Genomic DNA, 20,991 nt, shown 5'->3' on the forward strand with positions numbered 1-20,991 from the left:
AGAGGTTTTTCCAGGCTAAAAATAATCAAAAGAATTTGCCTGCTCATCCCCTGATCTAGTGATGGTTTTTTTATCAATATCCTGTTTTTCGGGGATAATAAAAAGCTTATGGCGGCCGCATTTTTACCGAACAAAAAGTATAAAGATGAAAACATTTTTAATAGTATTCTTGATGGTATCTGCTTTTATAGCAGATATAAATGCCCAGGCTCCGGCAATTGAATGGCAGAAGGCGTTGGGAGGAACGAGGGAAGACGGTGCGTACGCCGTTCAGTCAACTATCGACGGAGGATATATTATTGCCGGCAGCACTAATTCAACTAACGGGGATCTTTCCGGTGTGCCTTCGCAGTTGAACGATGATTGCTGGATCATAAAAGTAAACTCAGCCGGAGCTATAGAATGGCAAAAGAAGTATGGTAGTGGCGGTCTTGATATAGTAAATGATATTAAGCAAACTTCGGAGGGGGGCTATATATTTATTGGAAGGAATAACGCTGTTACAACACCCGACGGAGATGTTACAAGCGGGCAGGGCAGTTGGTTGGTGAAATTGTCAGGAACCGGGAATATTGAGTGGCAGGCCAGCCTGGGTATAACGGGTCAGTCGGTTGAGCAAACTGTTGATGGAGGGTATGTAGTGGGAGGTAGCAGTTTTGTTGCCAGGTACTCTGCGGCAGGTGCCCGTCAATGGATTACTAATTTTCCATACGCTATAGTAGCAATAGATGCGACAACTGATGGCGGTGTGGTAGCCACCGGAGAGGCCACTACCAGCAATCGCTCTGATATAAAAGTAGTGAAGTTAAACGGCGCGGGTGTAATTGTTTTGGATAAAGAGTTTGGGACACTGGGTTATGAAGGAAGCAATGATATTTTGCAAACTACAGATGGAGGATATATCGTTGTGGGTTATGCTTCAGGTGTGGGTGAGGATCATGTGCATCATTATAAGGGTAGCGCGGATGCCTGGCTGGTGAAGTTGAACAGCAACATGGATACAGTTTGGACTAATGCCATTGGCGGTAGTAATTATGATATTGCCCGTAAGGTAATACAGGTGAATGGCGGCTATATAATAGCCGGTGAAACCGGATCCACAGATGGGGATGTAAGCGGCTATAAGGGTGGCGCCAAAGATGCCTGGGTGTTTAGATTGGATGATAACGGGAATTTGATTTGGCAGAAATGTTTTGGCGGTAGTGCTAATGATATTTTCTATGATGTATGCCAGGGATCGAACGGAGGATATCTGGCTGCCGGTCATACTTATTCCAATGATGGCGACATTTCAGGGGCACATGGCTCGGCAGATCTATGGATTGTAAAGCTGGATGAAGACCAGGTTTTGCCTGTAAGGTTTGGCGTAGTAAATGCAACCCTTAAAGAAAGCATGTTAAGTGTTAACTGGACGACATTATCAGAAACAAACTGTAGTCATTATATAGTAGAGGCTTCTGCAAATGGCTCATCCTTCAAAACGATCAGCGATAAAATTTTTACCAGGGCCTCGGAAGGCAACTCATATACCCCCTTACAGTACCGGTTTACGCGGAGCTATACCATATTCCAGGCCATGACATTATTGTTGCTGGGGCTGTCAGTATTTAGCAAACGTAAATTCTCACCGGCAGCATGCCTCATCATTATAAGCGGCATCCTGATCATCTCCTCCTGTAAAAAGAGCGGCAGCGATATCGCATATAATAAAGATCATGAATTATACATCAGGGTGGTACAGGTTGATGAGGACGGTACGAAAAGCTATTCGGAAATTATAAAGGTGGTGCAGCAATAGAAGCTGGTACAGGTTGTCAATTTTTTATAAAAAGAAAGAGTATGAGATATATAAAAAGAAGGTATTGCTTGTTGTATCTTTTATTATTTCCTGTGATGCTTCCAGCACAGAGTGGTTCACAAACCTTCGACAGGTCGGGCACATTTACGGTACCCGCAGGCATCACCAGGTTGTATGTGGAAGCCTGGGGCGGAGGTGGTGGCGGTACCGGCTCAACTATAGGAGCCGCTAACTACCGGTATTCGGGAAGCGGCGGTGGCGGTGGTGGCTTTTCCAAAGGATATATTACGGTTACTCCGGGAAGCAGTATCAATGTAACCGTGGGTGCTGGCGGAGGACCAACATTGGCGGGCGGTAATTCTTCGGTGGAAGGAATTGTTGCCGGCGGTGGTCAACCGGCATGGTTTGAGAGAATTGGAAGCGCTGCTGTAAACACTTTTGGAGGAGCCGGTGGTACCGGTACATTTCGCGGCGGTAACGGAGGCTCCGGCGTAAGGTCAGATCCTGGACAATCCTTTGGCAATGGAGGAGGTGGCGGCGGCTCAGCAACCAGAACAGCGAATGGTATGGCTGGAAATGGACCTAATGGTGGTAGTGGCGAGGGTAACGGGGGAAGCGGCACTGTCGAGTATATTGTTTATACGCAACCCTCAACCGATGGTGCAGCGCCGGGCGGAGGTGGCGGTAACTACCGGAGTGGTGCCAACGGCCGGGTCATTATAAACTGGACTGCACCGGTAACCGCTGAAATAAGTAAAACAGATATCACCTGTTTCCAGGGCTCTGGTGCTGCCCGTGTTACAGCATCGGGAGGCGATGGCACTTATACTTACTTATGGACGCCAGGCAATATCCGGACGGCCGATATCAATAATCTATCACCCGGAGAATATACCTGCACTATCTCAAGCGGATATGAGCAAACAACGGCATCCATTATTATTCCTGAGGGACCGCAAATGCCTGGCCTCCTTCCTTCGGGAAGCAGTAGCGCTACTGTTAATCAAACTGCCGATGGTAATTACAACTATTACTTATCCGGATGTAATACCGCTATCGCTATGATCTACACCACCAACAGTTCTAACCCTTTAAGCGGCTCTACTACTGCAAGAGTTTGGGTGGACGAAACGCAGAGCCGCAGGTATGTAAGACGGCACTATGAGATTCTTCCTCAGCATAATGCGTCAACGGCCACGGCCAGGGTTACCCTGTATTTTAGCCAGGAGGATTTTGATAGCTATAATGCTACAAAACCCAAACTTTTATTGCCCCTGGATGCCGGCGACAGCAGGAATTATAAAGGCAATATTTATATCGAAAAAAGAAGTGGCAATGGTGACGGAGTAATCGATCATTATACAGGCGAGCCGGTAACCATATATCCACAGGAGGTAGTATGGGACAACGCAGCCAATCGCTGGGAGGTTGTTTTTCAAACAACGGGGTTTAGCGGATTCTGGTTAAAGGCAGGAGATGAGCCTATAGTGCTGCCGGTAATCTTTGGATCAATAGCTGCATTTATAAAAGACAGGATACTGACCGTAAACTGGGTATCGCAAAGTGAAACCAATAATGCGGGGTTCCTGGTAGAAGCTTCCACAGATGGAACTCATTTTACAGCTATTAGCAATATAATACCCAGCCAGGCAAAAGAAGGTAATTCAGATACGCCCCTCCAATACAGCTTTGCAAGTACCGGAATTGCATGGGGGTCAATGCTGCTTGTGTTATCATTAGTGAGCGGTTGCAACCGAAGGCAACGGAAACTGCTGCAACTGATGATCCTGTTGACCCTATTTTCGGCTATTGCCTGCAATAAGTCTTCTAATGTTCTTTTGGATCACAACCGCCATGACCTTTTTGTAAGGATACTGCAAACCGATAAAGACGGCGTGAAGACCTACTCCAAAACCATCAAAGTAGTAAAACAATAACCCTCAAAAGGCAAATTATGAAAAAAACTATTATTCAGCTAGCCATGGTGGCAGTGCTATTCTCCTGTACAAAAACAGATCAGGTACCTGAAGAAAATGCATTGAAATTGCAACCAATAGGAAATGAAAAACTGGTGATCCAAGATGGTAAAACCAGGGAAGTGGATGGCACACTGCTTAAGCAGCTCCCGGTGAACACCCATATCAATGAAGAAATTGAAAAGCATCTCAGTGAAATACTGGAACCCGTTCGTAACCTGTTACAAAAAGCAATTGAAAGTGACGGAACCGGTAATTTTAAGAGATATGAAGAAGCTGTAGCATATGCAAAGAGTCTAAAGGATCCCGGCCAGCAGATCCGGGCGGTAGAGCGATTGAAAAAAGAATATTATCCCTTCATAAAAGATCTTTGGGAAAAAGCTGCTATAGATGAAAGAAATTATCAGCAGGCTATACTAAATGTTTTTCCAGAGAACCTGCGAAAGGGTGTCGTGTTTCAGGAGTTCCTGAATTTTACGATTGGACCTTCGGAAAAACCAGAACCACCTATTCCACCGGCCCCACCCGCACCCGAAAATATATGTATTGATGTACATGACTTTATGCAGGGCGCTTTTTGGCGAGACGGCCTGTTGGTGGGTGGCGTAAGAAATTCAATCAGACCAACGGATGGTAACTGCGCTGCGTTTGCTACAGTAACTACTACCGCTATTAGCGCAGGTGCTTACACGGGCTGCTCCTGGCTACTTAATCGCATCGCGCTTCCGGGTACATTCCCTATTGATGCAAGACCAATACGGTATAAGAAGGCTATTAACTGGACCGCCAATGCAACAGCTGTTGCTGTTTTGGGAGGCGCCTGGTCTACGATTGCTTATACCATCAATGCAAACACTGATAAATTTACAGATCCCGGTGGAGAGATCTATACCGCTGTAGCCCCGGTAATTTTCGTTTGTGTACTACCCAAGTCTGCTTCTGTTAGCGATGAACAATTGCATAGTAAAGTACAGTTGAATACATTGAATTTCGGTGGAGTGGCTTACGCCCAGTCTAAGAGTATATTGATATTGTCTCCTGCTTTCTCTACGGCCACATCCACTATTAGCATAGCGCCGGGGAAGTGGACCGCCTGTGAAGAGGAAGGCAAATGACTCATTACCAATTTTAAATTATAATGAAAACAAGTTTTAAAAGGATCTCTTCCTGTACAATAGTTTCAATGATGTTCTTGTTGGTATCCTGTACAAAATCGGAGGATACTGCAACGACCAGGAAAGCTGTAAAGGAGTATAAACTTTCTGAGGTGATTCGCATATCAGCTTCGGGCACTGATACCACAAAGATTACATATAATGGTAACGAAGTAATACAAACTACCCGTTATTCCAATAATACCTCTGTATATACGACAACATATACCAAAGGCAATGGTTTTTACAATAGTTCAGTTACCGTTAATAATCAACCTTCTTTTTCAAGTTATATGCGGGTACGTGCCAATGGTTTCGTAGACTCGGTGCATAGTCGGAGAGCAGATAAAACAATCAATAATATCAGCAGCTATTATTATGATAATGCAGGCTATTGTACCCGAATGATCAGTAACTATATTACTTATGAGAATGACTATAACATGTACTATGAAAACGGGAATTATAAATACTGGATCAATCATTTCAGAAATTTTACTACGCCTTCGCAAAACAGGCAGGATTCCATCGTATTTGAATTTACTGCTATCCCCGACGAAGTATCTTATAAAACCGGTATGGCTGACCGCTTTGGAAAAGCCCCTAAAAACCTGGTGCAGAAAAGAGGTTACTATAATCGCTTAACCAGGCTGCTTTATCAAACCTGGGAATACCAATATAAGATAAATAAAGCAGGATTGGTATCTGAAGAAATATGGAACATTTATGATCAGCCGGCAGCCAGGCTTATTCGTACAGACACGTCAAGAATGAAATACATTGATTGAACTGCGATTTGGACATATTGTATCAATTAAAATAAAAATTATGAAACCGATTGGCTCTGCATTGTTAGTGATACTTGCACTGAGTACAGTGGCTTTTATTGCTATCAGGGATGTTATTAAAGACCTGGGTATAAAGCATAGCAATGCTCAAAGTTATATTTTAAAAAACCTGGTAGGGAATTTTGATGCCACACCTATTGGGAGTGATCCTGTAGAAGACGTGGGGGGAAGTTCTTTAGATGCGCAATTGAAATCATTTAAAGTGCCGTATATACGCAACCTCAGAAGCATGGTAGCAGGTGACAAGGCTACTGTAGCCAAAGATGTTTGCCAATATGTAAAAGAATATATCAATAGTGACGAGTTTGCTGAATCATATGCAGCGCTACGGGCTAAAACGAAGCCGGTTTCAGAACCCCCAAGGCTATCTGCCGTTGAAGTTCAAAATATTGAAAAGAGTTTGATACAGGGCGAGAAGGCCCTGGCGCAGGCAGCCGGATATATGACCAAACAGCAGCTGGCCGAAGCTAAAAAAGCTATTGCAGAACAAAAGCTGCAGATACAGCAGCAAAAAGATCCCACGCCTAATAAAACACAATGGGAAAAAATGTACCCGGCTGATCCGTCGATAATGGTGAAGAAGCGTTTGCAGGAATACCTGGTATTAGCAGCAACCGTTGACTTTAAAGCGGAAACAACTGGCTCCGGCAGCAGCCGCACGTTTACTAACCCGGCTTATGAGGCCAAGCCGGTAAAATGGAAAGTGATTTACAGGGCTGGAAAGGAAGTGAACGATGTGGTTACCGGCTTTGTAAAACAATGGCTGGCGGGAGAAATAATTGCAAGGGAGAAAACGTCGATGGCCCAATACAAAGACGTTGATGTGTCATCGGCCAAGGGCAATGGTAGTGCTGGTGGCAATAAGCAACAGGAGCGGGACGACGATTCCGGCGATAACGAAAGTATTGTAGCCGGAAAGGCTAAAGAGGTAAAAACCCTTTTCAAAAAAGTAAAGCAGAAAATTGTAGAGTAGCCGGTGGAATCTACCATTTAACCAGCCATAACCCGCAACTATCTTAACGCATTTTTCTTCTTAAGTATTTCCGGATCGGCATGTCCAACCCTATCATAACAATGTAGGAAAATGCGATAAGCAGTAAAGTGCCAACAGGAATCACTACCCACATTTGGTTTGTTGAAAGCGGGTGTTTTTCCAGGTAGCTTAAGAATAACCAAAGTATGGGGTAGTGTACCATATATAGTGGATAGGAAACAGCACCCGAAAATTCGCAGATCTTTTTTGTTCTTCCCTTCAACGAAATACCGGCGCCCAGGGCTACTACTAAAGGAAAATAAAGAATAACGGTTAAAGCATCCGCAAAAGGAGCGGTTGTTTTTGTATAAGGCACCAGGAAAGAAGCCAATAGTAAAATGCTCATGAAAGCAAATCCCAGGCGGTTAGGTATGATCCATTTAAACCGGTATACACACATTCCTGCAAGAAACGAATAAAGTACCCTTATACCACCACCCCAGAAATTATCGCCGCTCCAGCCTACACCGATATATCCAGACTGGTAAGACTCGTAGCCAAGAAGAAATGCTGCAGCGATGGTTAATAGTAGCAGGCCGTATCTCTTCAACCTGTACAACAATAAAGCATAAAAGATATTGGCGATATATTCCCAGAACAATGACCAGGTAGGTGGATTCAAATGGAACAGATTAAAGTAGCGTTCCTGCACCAGCGGATAAGGGATCAATGTGCTACCGGAAAGAAACATCAGTATAGCATTCTTTAAACCATACTGTTGATAGAGGTTACTATAGGGGTCGAATACAAAGGCGATCAGGCCGATAACCGCACCTATAACCACCAAAGGATGGAGGCGAATCAGGCGAAGTTTAAGAAAGCGCCCCAACCCCATTCCCCTGATCTTTTGATCGTAGGCGTATGCTATTACGAAGCCCGAAAGACAAAAGAAAAAATCTACCGCCAGGTAGCCATGCCCGATAAAACTATCTTCATATTTAGGCGCCGCAAACTCCATAAAATGAAATACCACTACAGCGATAGCAGCTATACCCCTGAGTCCGTCAAGGGTTTCAAAATGTTTTTTTGTATTCAAAAGCTCTGTGCCGGTTAAAGACATGTTTCATTTTTTCTGCCTGCAGGAGGTCTGCCTATGGCGGTTAAAAACAATCAGTTTGCAAAAGAAGTTATTCGAATGCAAACACACACTTTTTTTTGTACCAATTTTTCGCTTTTTTGTATTAATCTCTACAGCCTTTCCTGCAGGCAGATTGTATATCTTCGCTACTGAATCATATATTCCATCATGCGGACATGTAGTTTACTTATTTTATGGACCATTTGTAGTGTGGGGAATCTTTGTGCCCAGTCAGCTGGTCAATTGATACAAAAGGCAAATACTTTATATGAGCAGAACAAAAAGAAGGAAGCGAAGGTTTTATATGAGAAAGCGGCACGGTTGAGTAACACAGATGCTCATTTTTATTTGGCTTACCGTTATGCGTTGCCGGCCGATGATCGTCTTTTTCATTATAAGCAGGCAGCATTGGCCGGGCATGGAGCGGCAATGGGTTATTTTTTAGAGTATGCTTTTTTAAGAGCGGAAAGTATTTACAAAGCTGATCCTTTTCTGGCCCTGGATGTTTATGAAAAAGGAAAAAAAGCCAACCCGGGAATGCAGCTTTATGATGAGGCCGGAACTGTTAAAATAATAAAGTATGCTGTAGAAGCCGGGCCTTTTGATGCAAATGCTTTCGTGGAAAAATATAGGATTGATACGGGGAAATTGAATCAGTTTTATGCCGTTTGGGAAATTGCTGAAGAAGCTTCGAGGAGAAAGGGGCGCTTTGCCGACGTGGACAATAAGCTTCTTTTACAGTTGGTTAGCCGTGGGGGTGCTGTACCTGCTGAATTGAAGATTGCTATAGATACAACCTATAAGGCATGGAAGGAAAAACAAAAGTTCGAATTTAATATATGCAATTATGTTACCAGTGGCTATGGCATGGGCTACTGTGCCAGGAGGAGTGAGGCTGACAGTGAGGAGCAAATCAATAAAAGGATGGCTCAATTAAATGCCGGTCTTAAAAATGGAAGCGGCCAATACCTGGAGCCGGCGTACAAAGCTGCAGCTAACTTTTTGGAAACAAAAGTATGGAATGAAGAACTGCATGGAGGCAGCGGCTATGCAGCCTGGGCAACAGCGTCTTTAGTAAAGCAAAAAAGGGAATATGTACGGTTGATAGAGAATCTGAATAACGGGAAAGTGCCTGAAGTAGCGGAGATCAAGGACAATGATGCCCGGTTGAATACAATTTATAATGGTGTATTAGTAAAGTTACGAAAAAAGCCGTTAACGGACTTTAATGCAGAAGTAAATGCCGATGGTGTGAGAAAAACCCAGAGACTCTGGATTCCTTACCGCGATGCAACCGTTGCATTGTTACATGCAATGAGGCCAACAATTAGCCAACAACGATGGACTAATTGGATCACCGAACAGCGCATCAAAGAACTGACGATTATCCTTAATTATCAGCAATAGCCTTTCAATAAAAAAGCAGCGTCACTTTCGTTCCGCTGCTATTGAAACCCAACATAAAAAAATCTGACTACGATCCAACGGCACCGCCACCCAGCGCTTTATATAGTTGTATCAATATATTCACGTGATTACGCTCTGTCTTGATCAAATCCATTTCTGCATTGATCTTACTTTTTTGTGCTGCAATGATTTCAAGGTAAGTAGCATAGGCGTTCACATACAGATCCTGCGATACATGCAGCCCTTTATCGAGCGCGGATACCTCTTTTCTTTTCTCAGTTAATATTTTTTGATTATTGGCGATATAGCTGAGTAAGGTTTTTACTTCCTGGAATGCCCCGTTTACCGTTTTCTGATAGTTCAGAAACGCAATTTCCTGTTCGGCTGTTGCAACTTTAAAACCTGCTTTCAATTGCCGTTTCTGGAATACCGGAGCCGTAAGGCCGCCTATCAGCTGATAAGCGATAGAAGTGGGGTTGAACAGCTTTTCCGCATTGAATGAGTTGAACCCCGCAAAAGCGCCAATGGTGAGGCTGGGGAAGAAGGCCGCCCGTGCTGCTTTAGCGTCGGCATGTGATGCAGCCAGCTCGTGGTAAGACATCCTGATATCGGGTCGGTATTCCATCAACTGGTTGGGATTGCCATGCCGGGCCAGGTAATGGATGGACCTGGTATCGATGGAGGAACCTCTTTTAATGACTCCATTGTAGCTACCGGTAAGTTCCAGCAATTTGTTTTCCGCCGCTACAATCTCCTGTTTGATGCTGTATAACGAAGCTTTTGTATTGGAAAGCTGGGCATCAAACTGCTGGACGGCCAGTTCAGTAGCCCGCCCTACTTCTTTATGGATCTTTACTACTTCCAACGCTTTTTCCTGTAGTTTGATATTCTGATCCAGGATAGCCACCTCTTTGTCCAGCATCACTAATTCATAATATAAGGTTGCCGTATGCGTTACCAGCGCCGCATTCAGCAAATCCTTTCCCTGCTGTGTGGCCAGGAATCTTTCCATGGCGGCGCCTTTTAAGCTCTTCAGCTTTCCCCACAGGTCAATTTCCCAGGAGGCGCTCAGCCCCAGCCAATAGTCCGGAGTGATAAAAGTAGGTATCTGCTGGCTGTTATCAATATTAGGAGAGAGGTTGGTATCGAAGTTGCCCACCCCCTCCATAGTATGTTTACCATAGTGTGTGCCTGAAGCCCTCAGGCCCGCAGTAACAGAGGGTAGCAGGGCCCCCTGCCTGGCTTCCAGGTAAGCTGTAGCTATTTTAATCCGCTCCGAAGCGATCTTATTGTCCAGGTTATTAGTGAGCACCTGATTGATCAGGGCGATCAGGTCCTGATCCTGGAAGAAGTCTTCAAAATGAAGCCTGGCTACATTATTGGAATCGATCGGCATTTTTTCTTCATATGCATCCGGTAAAGGCTTTATTTCTTTTACCGAGCTCAACTTTGGTGCACTGCAGCCAAGGGCCAGTAAGGAGATGCTAACCGGTATTATTAGTTTATTTCTTTTCATTATCTGCATTTTGAGATTGAGGTAATGGAACTGCGACCACATTTTTCTTTTTCCTTTCTGATAACCGGGCAAAAAGTACATACAGCCCGGGTATAATCAACAAGCCGAATACGGTGCCGATCAGCATACCTCCGGCAGCTGCAACGCCTATTGACCGGTTACCATTAGCGCCCGCGCCAGACGCAACACAAAGCGGGATCAAGCCCGCGATGAAGGCGAAAGAAGTCATCAGGATGGGTCTTAGCCTTTGAGTGGCGCCTTCTATCGCAGCTTCTAAAATAGGCTTACCCTCTTTCCGGCTCTGTATTGCAAACTCAACAATCAGGATGGCATTTTTACCCAGCAGGCCAATCAGCATGACCAAAGCAACCTGGGCATAAATATTATTATCCAGCCCGGCCAATTTCAGGAAAATAAAAGAACCGAATATGCCGGCGGGTAAACTAAGTATTACCGGTAAGGGAAGCAGGAAGCTTTCATATTGCGCTGCCAATAGCAGGTACACAAACAAAAGACACAAGGCAAAAATGTATACCGCCTGGTTTCCCGAAAGTATTTCTTCCCGCGTCATACCGCTCCAGTCAAAGTCATAGCCGCGCGGCAGTTTTTCAGCAGCTACTTTTTCAACGGCCTTAATAGCATCGCTGCTGCTGTATCCCGGAGCCGCTTCGCCATTAATCATGGCAGAGGTAAACATGTTATAACGGGTGAGCTGCTCCGGACCATATAGCCGTTCGAGCCTGATAAAAGAAGAGAAAGGTACCATCTCTCCATGGCTGTTCTTTACGTATTGATTTAATACGTCCTGAGGCTCGGCCCTGAATTGTGGACCAGCCTGTACCATCACTTTATACATCTGGTTGAACCGGATGAAGTTGGTGGCGTAGTAACTACCCAGCAATGTTTGGAGGGTGCTCATGGCGTTATCAACCGTAACATTCTTTTTGGCTGCCATGTCATAGTCTACATGTATCAGGTATTGCGGGAAAGACGCATCAAAACTGGTAAAAGTATTGGTTACCTCTTCGGTATTATTGATGGCCTGAACAAATTCTTTGGTAATATCCGAAGTTTCACCAATATCTCCGGCTCCCTTATTGAGCAGGCGCAATTCAAAGCCGCTGGTATTACCAAAGCCAGGTACGGTGGGCGGAGCAAATACTTCCACCTTGGCATCGGTTAATTGGGAAACACGTTGTTCAATTTCCTTAATAACTTCTGCCGCGCTTCGCTCCCTGTCATTCCATGACTTAAGATTGATCATGCCCATACCATAGGACGCCCCGGCGATTTCGTTGGTAAGGCTATAGCCTGCCAGCGTGGTAACGCTTTCTATTTCTTCAATGTCTTTGGTAGCGTTGTTCAATTCATCCAGAATTTTTTCGGTACGCTCAACAGTAGCTCCCTGGGGTGTGGTCACGTTTACGTATACCATTCCCTGGTCTTCCGTTGGAATAAAACCACCCGGCAATACGGCCCCTGCTCCCCATGTGAGAATAAAGAATGCGACAAGCATACCCAGTGTAACGATGTTCTTACCGGCAATACGCTTTAAAACGGATTGATATTTGGAAGTGGTTTTATCGAAGCCACGGTTGAAGGAATTGAAGAAACGACCCAGCCAGCTTTTCTTGTTAGGCGAAGTATGCTTTAGCATAATAGCGCAGAGCGCGGGGGTGAGCGTTAATGCATTAATACCGGAAATAACAATGGAAAAAGCTAAGGTTAATGAGAACTGACGGTAGAATACACCAACGGGCCCGCTCAGAAAGGCTACAGGTACAAATACCGCAGACATTACAAGGGTGATGGCGATGATGGCGCCGGTGATCTCTTTCATTGCCGCAATGGTAGCTTCCATCGGAGGTAGATGCTCTTCCACCATTTTTACGTGCACAGCCTCTACCACTACGATGGCGTTATCCACGACAATACCGATGGCCAGAACCAGCGCGAAAAGTGTAAGCAGGTTGATAGAAAAACCCAGCATGGACATACAGGCCAATGTGCCTACAAGCGCCACCGGCACGGCTAATACAGGGATAAGCGTAGAACGCCAGTCCTGGAGAAAGATGAATACCACTACTCCCACCAGGAGAAAAGCTTCTATTAACGTTTTTAATACAGCGCTTATCGAAGCGTCTAAAAAGCGCGACACATCATAAGCATAGCTATACTCCATGCCGGGAGGGAAAGACGAGCCTTTTAATTCTTCCATCTTGGCTTTGATATTATCGATCACTTCACTGGCATTAGATCCGGGACGTTGCTTGATCATGATAGAGGCCGCGGGTTTTCCGTCGCTTTTGGATACCATGCTATAACTCATGGCGCCAAATTCAACATCAGCCACATCCTTCAGTTTTAATATAGAACCATCGCTGTTAGAACGTATCGCAATATTCTCATACTGCTTTGGCTCAGAGAATTTACCCGTATAGCGAAGCACGTATTGGAGATCACTCCTGGTTTTGCCAGAGCTTTCACCCGTTTTACCCGGCGCTGCCGACACGTTCTGCCGACGTAATGCTGTGATTACCTCATCTGTTGAAACGTTGTAGGCGCGCATCTTTTCGGGGTTCAGCCATACCCGCATCGCATAATCCTTGGCGCCCATAATCTCTGCACGTCCCACACCGTCGATACGTTTTAATTCTTTAAGTATATTAATATCGGTGAAGTTGAAGATGAAATCTTCATCAGCATTTTGATCAGTGCTGGTGATGTTCAGGTACATCAGCATGCTGTTTACTTCTTTTTCTGTAGTAACTCCCGCCTTGATCACCTCTTCGGGAAGCTCGTCCAAGACTGTGGTAACCCGGTTTTGAACGTTCACGGCTGCTACATCGGGGTCAGTGCCTACCTGGAAATAAACGGTGATCATGGTCACTCCATCATTACCGGTTACTGTAGACATATAGGTCATGCCCGGAACGCCATTAATAGCACGTTCAAGCGGCAGGGCCACCGCATCTACGGATACCTCGGCATTGGCGCCGGTATAACGGGCCGTTACGGCCACAGACGGAGGTACGATATCAGGAAACTGGGTAATAGGCAATTGAAAAAGTGCCAGTACACCAATTAATGTAATAATTATTGAGATGACCAGTGACAGTACCGGTCGTCGTATAAAAGTTTCAACCATGTTATAGCTTTCAGGTAAATAAAATGATAATGCCGGGCTCCATTATTGTTAATTGAGCCGGTTGCCTATACTGTGTAAATGGAAGTATTAAGCCGAGCGGGGCGTGATTTTGTCTCCCTCTTTTACGGTTTGTATACCTTCGTACAGGATCTTGTCCTTCGGTTGTAGTCCGTCCGTAACTACATAGTAATCGGCCAGTCGTTGGGAGATCTGTATACTTTTCATCCGTACGATGTTATCTTTATCTACCACAAAAACGTAGTTCTTGTCCTGTATTTCAAAAACGGTTTTCTGGGGCAATAAAATAACGTCCTGTAAGGGACGGGTGATCAGGAGTTTGCCCGATGCACCATGTCTCAACCGGCCTGCGGGGTTGGTAAATTTTGCTTTATAGGCTATATTACCGGTGTTTTCATCAATCTCGCTTTCGGCCGATTGCAGTTCACCCTCTTGTGGATAATGAGAACCATCGGGTAATACAAGATTAATAGCCACGATATCTTTATCATTGTTGACTCCGTTCTGTATCTGGAAAAATTCGTTCTCGGATATATTGAAGTAGGCATAAACTGTACTGATATCGGAAAGCGTAGTTAAGAATGAGCTGGTAGTAATAAGGCTGCCTTCTTTTAACGGGATACGGTCAACAATCCCATCAAAGGGTGCTGTAACACTGGTGTAGTGTATGCGCTGATTGACGGCATTTTTATCGGCCAGCGCCACATCTGCTTTAGCGAGCAGTGCTTTGTATTTTGCCGTCACCAGGTCCAATTCTGTTTTGGCAATAATACCCTTTTCCACCAATGTTTGCACACGTTCTACCTCTACCTGTGCTACCCGGGCATCGGCCACAGCGCTTTTATAAGCCGCCGTAGCTTTATTAAGCTCTATTCTTAATTCGCTGTCGTTGATTTTAAATAATAGCTGTCCTTTTTTTACATGCTGTCCTTCTTTGATATAGATCTTATTAAGTATACCGTCAATGCGGGAGTGAATTTCAACATTTTTACCCGCCTGTATATCGGCAACATAGGGGATGCTCAGTGTGGTGTCGCGCTTGGCAATGGTGATGACCGGGTAAGCTTTGTCCTGGTCTTTATTGGCTTTTTCCTGCGACATGCTTTTACACGCGGCCACTAAAAATAATATAACAATATATAAGAAAAACGTTCTTTGCTGATTCATGATTTATTTTTAAGAATAGAAGATCCTGCCGGAGTGTAAACTCTGGCTAAAAAACAGGTAAAAGGAGCCCTTCCTGTCAAAAGGTTCAATGCTAAAACATTGCGCTACTCAAAAAGTAAACCCAATCAGTAAATATAATAGAGATGAAGGTGGCCAAAGCCCCGTAGCTGCCTGGATTGGTTCGAAACCACACCATAGATAGATGATTGATAGATGGCAGCTGTGGTATCAACGAAGTTATAATAAAAAGCAGCGCTTCTTTTGGCAGCGACTTCTTTTAAATTGAGATTACGATACTTTAAAATGATGAGATCGTCGATAGCTACATCCTGGTGGTCTCCCTTATTAGATTGATGTTTATTGTCACCACACTTGAGCGGCCCTTTGTACGTAACCATGTCGATGGTTTCGAAAGAGCTGCCAAAAAGAAGTAAAAGAAATAACAGTATGTGCGTTATACGATTCATGAAGTCTTTTACGACAACGGTTATTGGCTGATGCTTAAATTCTGAATTTGCGCAAATCTAAAAGATAAGGGGCAGAAATTCAAGTGAAATTTGAATTTTTTAAAGCATAGCATCTATAGCCGCACCGATAACAGACAAACAATGCAGATATCAAAAGGTTCGCGAATGGTATTTTTATTTTATAAAAAAAGCCTGAAGGTCGTTCAGGCTTCTATTGGATCGGGTTAATTTAAAATTTTTGCCACCATAGTTTAGTGCCTTTGGTATCGCCGCCAATGGCCTGGGCAGCGGCTTCTTTGTTAGCCGCATTGGTATTGGTTTCCACTACAGGGTAGGTTAGCCTGGCAGGCACCAATGCTACACTGGGGTCGAGTGAGCCTGCTTGCGGCGCTATAAATAAATCGGCGCCATCGGGCTTTTTAAAGTTGAGCCGCACTCTCTCAAACCATGCCTGTAATCCTTGCATGTACATAGCAATCCATTTTTGTGACCCCAGGCTGTTTTTCCAGTTCGCACTATTGAAAGGAACCGAATTGATGTAAGTAGTGGCAGCTGCATCAGCGACATTCCAGAATTTCATATTTTCTTTGATAGCTGCGTTGTAAAAAGAGTCAGCAGTACCTCCCGTGCTCATGCCGCGTTGGGCTGCTTCTGCTAAGAGAAAGTTTACCTCAGACGCCGTCATTAAAATGCCCGGGAAATCAGGTGCATATACTCTTGTGCCCGGAATAGAGTATTTCTGGGCATCGCTTGCTGTTTGTGAACCCAAACCATAAGGCTTTCCAATAATGGTCTGCGATTCGGTAGCGCGCCGTGCATAAATTGCTAACCTGGGGTCGTTTAGAGATTGCATAAAATCTACCATCGTTTTGCTGACTACAAATTCAATAAGCGGACGGGCAAAGTCATTGTATGGATATTGGTTAGGGGCCTGACTTGTATAAGGAAATAATGCATCATCTGTCGATGCTACAATTACCCCATTTTTAATAGCCGCTTCAATCGCTGTTTTGGCTTCACCAGCTTTTACATCACTCATGCGCATAGCAATTCGCAGGATCAGGGAATTGGCCAGTTTTTTCCATTTAGTGATATCCCCCTTATAAATTACATCTCCAGAAGCAAATGATGGCTTTTCAGGATCTAATGCAGCCTGGCATTCATTTAGCTTTCTGATGAGGTCACTATATATTGTGGCTGCATCATCGTATACCGGCGTAGCATTTTCTTCTCCAATTGCCTCGCTGTAAGGTATGTTACCGTAGGTGTCGGCAAGGATATGGTATATCCATACGCGTATAATACCTGCGATAGCATTCTGATTAGCTACCGGTTCGGGAATAGGTGCATTTTCATTAATAATCGTAATCTCCTTTAAGTCTTTTAAAGAACGGCTGTACAAAGACCAAAGCGTGGAATTACTCCCTTCGTCCAGATTATATCTACTGTTTTCTTCTTTATCGGTAGCGGCCCAATATTGAGCATAGTGCATGCCGACTCTATTGTTGACAATCGAGTTGTAAAGAATATCTGAAGCACTTTTTTCAGCAGATAAAATTAATTGTTCCGGTGTTGCAACAGATGGTTTTACTGGATCTGTATTTAATGTATCGAATTTGCTACATGAAAAAATAGCGAATGAGATAGCAAGTAAAAATATTTTATTATGAAGTTTGTTCATGCGTTTGCTTTTTATTGTAGAGCTATATTGAAATGCTTGCGGACTTTAAAAGCCGATATTCAGGTTGAGTCCCATAGATCTGATAGACGGCAGTGCTCCCCCTTCCAGTCCCTGGATATTACCGGTTCCGTTAGTGATGGCCGAAGGGTCTACATTCGGCGCATTGGACTTAATCAACCAAAGGTTTCTCCCGTATAATGATAGTGTGATGTTGTTAGCACTTATTTTCTGGGCCCAGCTATCGGGTAACTGATAACCCAGCGTTACTTCCCTTAGATAAACATAACTGGCATCATATACATTTGCAGCGTTAATATTCCGGCCAAAATTATTTTTAAAATGGTCATTGGCCGATATGGTCTTGGAGTAAGGTGTGCCATCTTTTAATACACCGGAAACATTCACCCCGTTTTCCCGGATATTACCAGCTGCTGTTTCTTCCAGTAAACCTGAATACTGGCCATACATATTAGTGTAGGAGAAGAACTTGCCACCCTGGCTAAAGTCCACAAGTGCGCTTAGTGTGACATTTTTGTAAGCAAATGTATTAGATACGCCACCAACGTAGTCGGGGTATACGCTTCCCAGGGGAACAACAGTTGAGGTTTTCACATAATGACCTAAGGTATCGATTACCTTCTGGCCGTTGAGATAGGTATAGTCAAAACCTACAAGAGTACCCAGAGGTTGTCCTTTTACAGCAACTATAGAAACCTGGTTTAAACGGCGCTCGGTACCAATAGTTATTTTATCTACAACTTCTCGGCCATTTTGAGCAAGGTCTACTACCTTGTTCCGGTTCTTGGAAAAATTAACGCCAATGTTCCATTTAAAGTTTTCTGTTTGTATGGGTGTTCCGTCGATACGCAGTTCAATTCCCTTGTTACTAACACTACCCGCGTTTATAACAAATTGGTTGTACCCGGAAGTTGGCGACACATTTACCGGTATGATCTGATTTCTGGTAATGCGGTCATAGTAGGTGAAATCCACACCCAATCGGCTGTTAAACATTTTGAGCTCTATGCCTGCTTCTTTTTCAGTGGTTTTTTCAGGGAGTAGATTAATGCTGTTCTTAATATCATCTGCGGTAAGGTAAGGAACCCCATTGAATAGTTGCGGTGAGCTGTAAGTCTGTAAAATTCTGTAGGGTTCCGTATCACTTCCTACTTGGGCAATGCCGGCTCTTATTTTACCAAAGCTCAACCATTTGGCGTCTTGTATCCACTCAGAGAATATGACAGAAGTAGAGGCCGAAGGGTAGAAATAAGAATTATTGGCCGAGTATAAAGCCGAAGACCAATCGTTTCTTCCGGTCAGTTCAAGAAAGATGGTGTTATTATAACCTAAAGAAGTAGTCCCAAATAAAGAATTGATTTGCTTGCGGGGCATTGACTCGATTATTGTAGGAGGCGCAGATATATTACCCAATGTGTATACTCCCGGGGTGATTAAACCGGCACCAGCCGGGGTAGATCCGGTAAACAAACGTACAGTTTGTTTCATAATGTTACCTCCGACTGTCGCGCCTAAATTGAATCGTTCTCCCAGGTCTTTTTTGATATTTGTTGTAAACATATAGTTCACTTCACGGAAGTCAATGGTGTTACGGGCATAACTCCCTACAAAGTAATCTTTGGCTGATCTTTCTTCCTGTAGTGTGTTGTAGCTGTCCATAAATGCCTGTGCATTAAAAGATAGCCAATCCAGTGGTTTATATTCCAGGCCAACGGAGCCGAACAACCTGCTACGGTCATCATTCTGATACTCCATAAAACGTGTCCAGTAAGGGTTATTGGCGAACAGAGGTTTAGGATTGTCAAAGCGGGTTCGGTTCCAGCTGATCTGGCTGCCATCTGCATATTGATAATCTTTCATACGCTCCATGTCCCATTGGCGCTGTCCGTATTCACTAAAAAGATTCATCACATTTTGCCCTGTAAAACCCGTTCCCGGTCTCCCTTTCGCCTTGGTGTAGGAGTAGCGTACTCCAGCCGAGGCAATCAGATTGTCTGCAATTTTATAAGTTCCGTTCAAACCTAGGTTGGTTCTTGAAAGTCTGGAGTTGGGTAACACAAAACGTTGGCGGGTGTCGGCAAACCCGATGCGTATAGCGCCTTTGTCGTTGCTTCCACCAACACTTACACTATTAGTCACCGTAAGTCCAGTTTCGAAGAAGCTTTTGATGTTGTCGGGATTAGGTGACCATGGGGCTGTTCTACCAAAATCCGGATTACCCTTTTCCCTGTCAAACGACCAGTAATGACGAACCAGGCGTCCATCGAGGGCTGGCCCCCAGGATTCGTCAACTCCATATTCAGGTAACAGGTCATATCCTCCGAGAACGGGGTCGTTGTAAGTGGGAGAATTACCGCTTAAAAACTGTTCAGGATTTTTGTTATAGAATAATGTGTCGAATGTTGTTTTAGATCCGCCGCCATAGCTGTTTTGGTATTTGGGTAATACATAAACTTTGTCTGTTTGAACATTAAGACTATAATTAACCCCTATTTTGTTTTTACCTCCATTGGTTTTCTTGGTGGTCACCAATACAACACCATTTTGTCCACGGCTGCCATATAAAGCGGTTGCAGCTGCGCTTTTTAATACTGATATCTGGTCGATATCATCAGGGTTGATATCCTGTATCGGACTACCATAGTCAAAACCTCCACCGCCGATTTGCTGGCCATAAGAATTTGTATTTAAGTTGCTGAAGGGGATGCCGTCTACCACGAATAATGCGTTGTTGTCACCCAGTATCGATTTAGGTCCTCTGATAGTTACCTTGCTGGAGCCGCCCATAGAACCTGTATTAGTCGCTATCTGCACACCGGCTACACGTCCTGCCAGGTTGTTAACAAAGTTGGTTTCCTTTGCCGTTTGAATATCGCTGCCATCTACTTCAGACACTGCATAGCCAACCGCCCGGCTTTTTTTGGAAATACCTAATGCGGTTACTGTTACTTCTTCGAGTTGTTCGGGTGCGGTTTGCTGTAACTGTATCGTTAATGCGTCGGCAGTAGTAAGCATCCTTTCCTGTGCGGCAACACCAACAGCAGAGAAGCGTACTTTGGCATTGGGGATAAAGGGAATTGAGAAACTGCCGTCAGCCCCAGCAGTGTATAATTTACCATCTGGATATTCTATACTGGCAGAGGGCAGCGGTTCTCCTGCACTATTAGTTACCGTTCCCTTTATAAAAACGGTATCGCCATTATTAGTAACTGCGGGGGTCGTAGCAACGCTGTTCTTTCCTGCCGCTGTACTGTCAGTTAGTGTAGCTGCCTGTTTTTTAGCAGAATCCACCACTGTTTGCGCCTGGCCGGCAATGGTATCTTTAATACTACTGCTTTTTTTCCAGGGGCCTACTTCAATCTCACTATTGTCTTTAATGTTGATCAGCACGCTGTCTGTGGCAGGGGCCACAAAAAACAGGTTTAAATTCAGCAGGCTGTTCCTTATTTGTATGGAATCGCCCTTGTTGGCTTTTAAACTAAAAATGCCATCCATATCCGTTTTTGCGGTATCGGCCGACCCTGTTTTATAAAGGTAAGTGTCGCTTAAGCCGATGCCTGTTTTGCCGATTACTTTGCCATTGATATTTTGCGCCTTCGACAGGTTAGAACAGGAAATGAAGATTGCAATGAAAAGTAATACACGGTTTAGCTTTAATAACATAGTTTGTTCGATAGGGTTT

Annotated in this window: 13 protein-coding genes; 6 read left to right on the forward strand and 7 right to left on the reverse strand. The window is 44.3% G+C overall.

The genetic code is table 11. The annotated features are described in order from the left end of the window. The first annotated feature begins 145 nt into the window (after window positions 1-145). Genes U0035_RS18945 through U0035_RS18965 form a run of 5 tightly spaced genes read left to right on the forward strand, consistent with a single transcriptional unit; the run spans window position 146 to window position 6,749 of the window. The gene (locus U0035_RS18945) at window positions 146-1,798 is read left to right on the forward strand and encodes a hypothetical protein (protein ID WP_162817825.1); all 1,653 of its coding nucleotides are present in this window, start codon (window positions 146-148) and stop codon (window positions 1,796-1,798) included. Between the two features lie 41 nt (window positions 1,799-1,839). Next, a complete protein-coding gene (locus tag U0035_RS18950; RefSeq protein ID WP_114790520.1) occupies window positions 1,840-3,735 on the forward strand; it encodes a SprB repeat-containing protein in 1,896 nt (631 codons plus the stop codon). 17 nt (window positions 3,736-3,752) lie between these two features. Further along, a complete protein-coding gene (locus U0035_RS18955) occupies window positions 3,753-4,889 on the forward strand; it encodes a BAR domain-containing protein (RefSeq protein WP_114790521.1) in 1,137 nt (378 codons plus the stop codon). A 23-nt stretch (window positions 4,890-4,912) separates the two neighbouring features. Then, window positions 4,913-5,716 carry a hypothetical protein gene (locus U0035_RS18960; RefSeq protein ID WP_162817826.1) on the forward strand — a complete coding sequence of 268 codons (804 nt, stop codon included), beginning with the start codon at window positions 4,913-4,915 and terminating at the stop codon, window positions 5,714-5,716. A gap of 40 nt (window positions 5,717-5,756) precedes the next feature. Continuing rightward, a complete protein-coding gene (locus U0035_RS18965; RefSeq protein ID WP_114790523.1) occupies window positions 5,757-6,749 on the forward strand; it encodes a hypothetical protein in 993 nt (330 codons plus the stop codon). A 43-nt stretch (window positions 6,750-6,792) separates the two neighbouring features. Here U0035_RS18965 and U0035_RS18970 read toward each other — a convergent pair whose 3' ends face one another. Then, a complete protein-coding gene (locus U0035_RS18970; protein ID WP_114790524.1) occupies window positions 6,793-7,869 on the reverse strand; it encodes an acyltransferase family protein in 1,077 nt (358 codons plus the stop codon). A gap of 186 nt (window positions 7,870-8,055) precedes the next feature. Between U0035_RS18970 and U0035_RS18975 the strand changes: the two genes are divergently transcribed. Next, complete coding sequence (locus U0035_RS18975) at window positions 8,056-9,294, forward strand: lysozyme inhibitor LprI family protein (protein WP_114790525.1); 1,239 nt, start codon at window positions 8,056-8,058, stop codon at window positions 9,292-9,294. A gap of 67 nt (window positions 9,295-9,361) precedes the next feature. On the opposite strand, the gene U0035_RS18980 is transcribed toward U0035_RS18975, so the two are convergent. From U0035_RS18980 to U0035_RS19005, 6 genes are all read right to left on the reverse strand, one after another. Next, window positions 9,362-10,810, reverse strand: coding sequence for a TolC family protein (locus U0035_RS18980; RefSeq protein ID WP_162817827.1), 1,449 nt, complete (start codon window positions 10,808-10,810; stop codon window positions 9,362-9,364). After that, window positions 10,797-13,958, reverse strand: coding sequence for an efflux RND transporter permease subunit (locus U0035_RS18985; protein ID WP_114790527.1), 3,162 nt, complete (start codon window positions 13,956-13,958; stop codon window positions 10,797-10,799). Before U0035_RS18985 ends, U0035_RS18980 begins: the two co-directional genes overlap by 14 nt. Window positions 13,959-14,045: 87 nt before the next feature. Next, window positions 14,046-15,143 carry an efflux RND transporter periplasmic adaptor subunit gene (locus U0035_RS18990; protein WP_114790528.1) on the reverse strand — a complete coding sequence of 366 codons (1,098 nt, stop codon included), beginning with the start codon at window positions 15,141-15,143 and terminating at the stop codon, window positions 14,046-14,048. 125 nt (window positions 15,144-15,268) lie between these two features. Next, window positions 15,269-15,610 carry a hypothetical protein gene (locus U0035_RS18995; protein WP_114790529.1) on the reverse strand — a complete coding sequence of 114 codons (342 nt, stop codon included), beginning with the start codon at window positions 15,608-15,610 and terminating at the stop codon, window positions 15,269-15,271. Between the two features lie 229 nt (window positions 15,611-15,839). Continuing rightward, window positions 15,840-17,291 (reverse strand): SusD/RagB family nutrient-binding outer membrane lipoprotein, encoded by a 1,452-nt coding sequence (locus tag U0035_RS19000; protein ID WP_114790530.1) that lies wholly within the window; start codon window positions 17,289-17,291, stop codon window positions 15,840-15,842. 45 nt (window positions 17,292-17,336) lie between these two features. Then, the gene (locus U0035_RS19005) at window positions 17,337-20,972 is read right to left on the reverse strand and encodes a SusC/RagA family TonB-linked outer membrane protein (protein WP_114790531.1); all 3,636 of its coding nucleotides are present in this window, start codon (window positions 20,970-20,972) and stop codon (window positions 17,337-17,339) included. Between the last annotated feature and the right edge of the window lie 19 nt (window positions 20,973-20,991).

This window comes from Niabella yanshanensis, from assembly GCF_034424215.1.
Lineage (GTDB): Bacteria > Bacteroidota > Bacteroidia > Chitinophagales > Chitinophagaceae > Niabella > Niabella yanshanensis.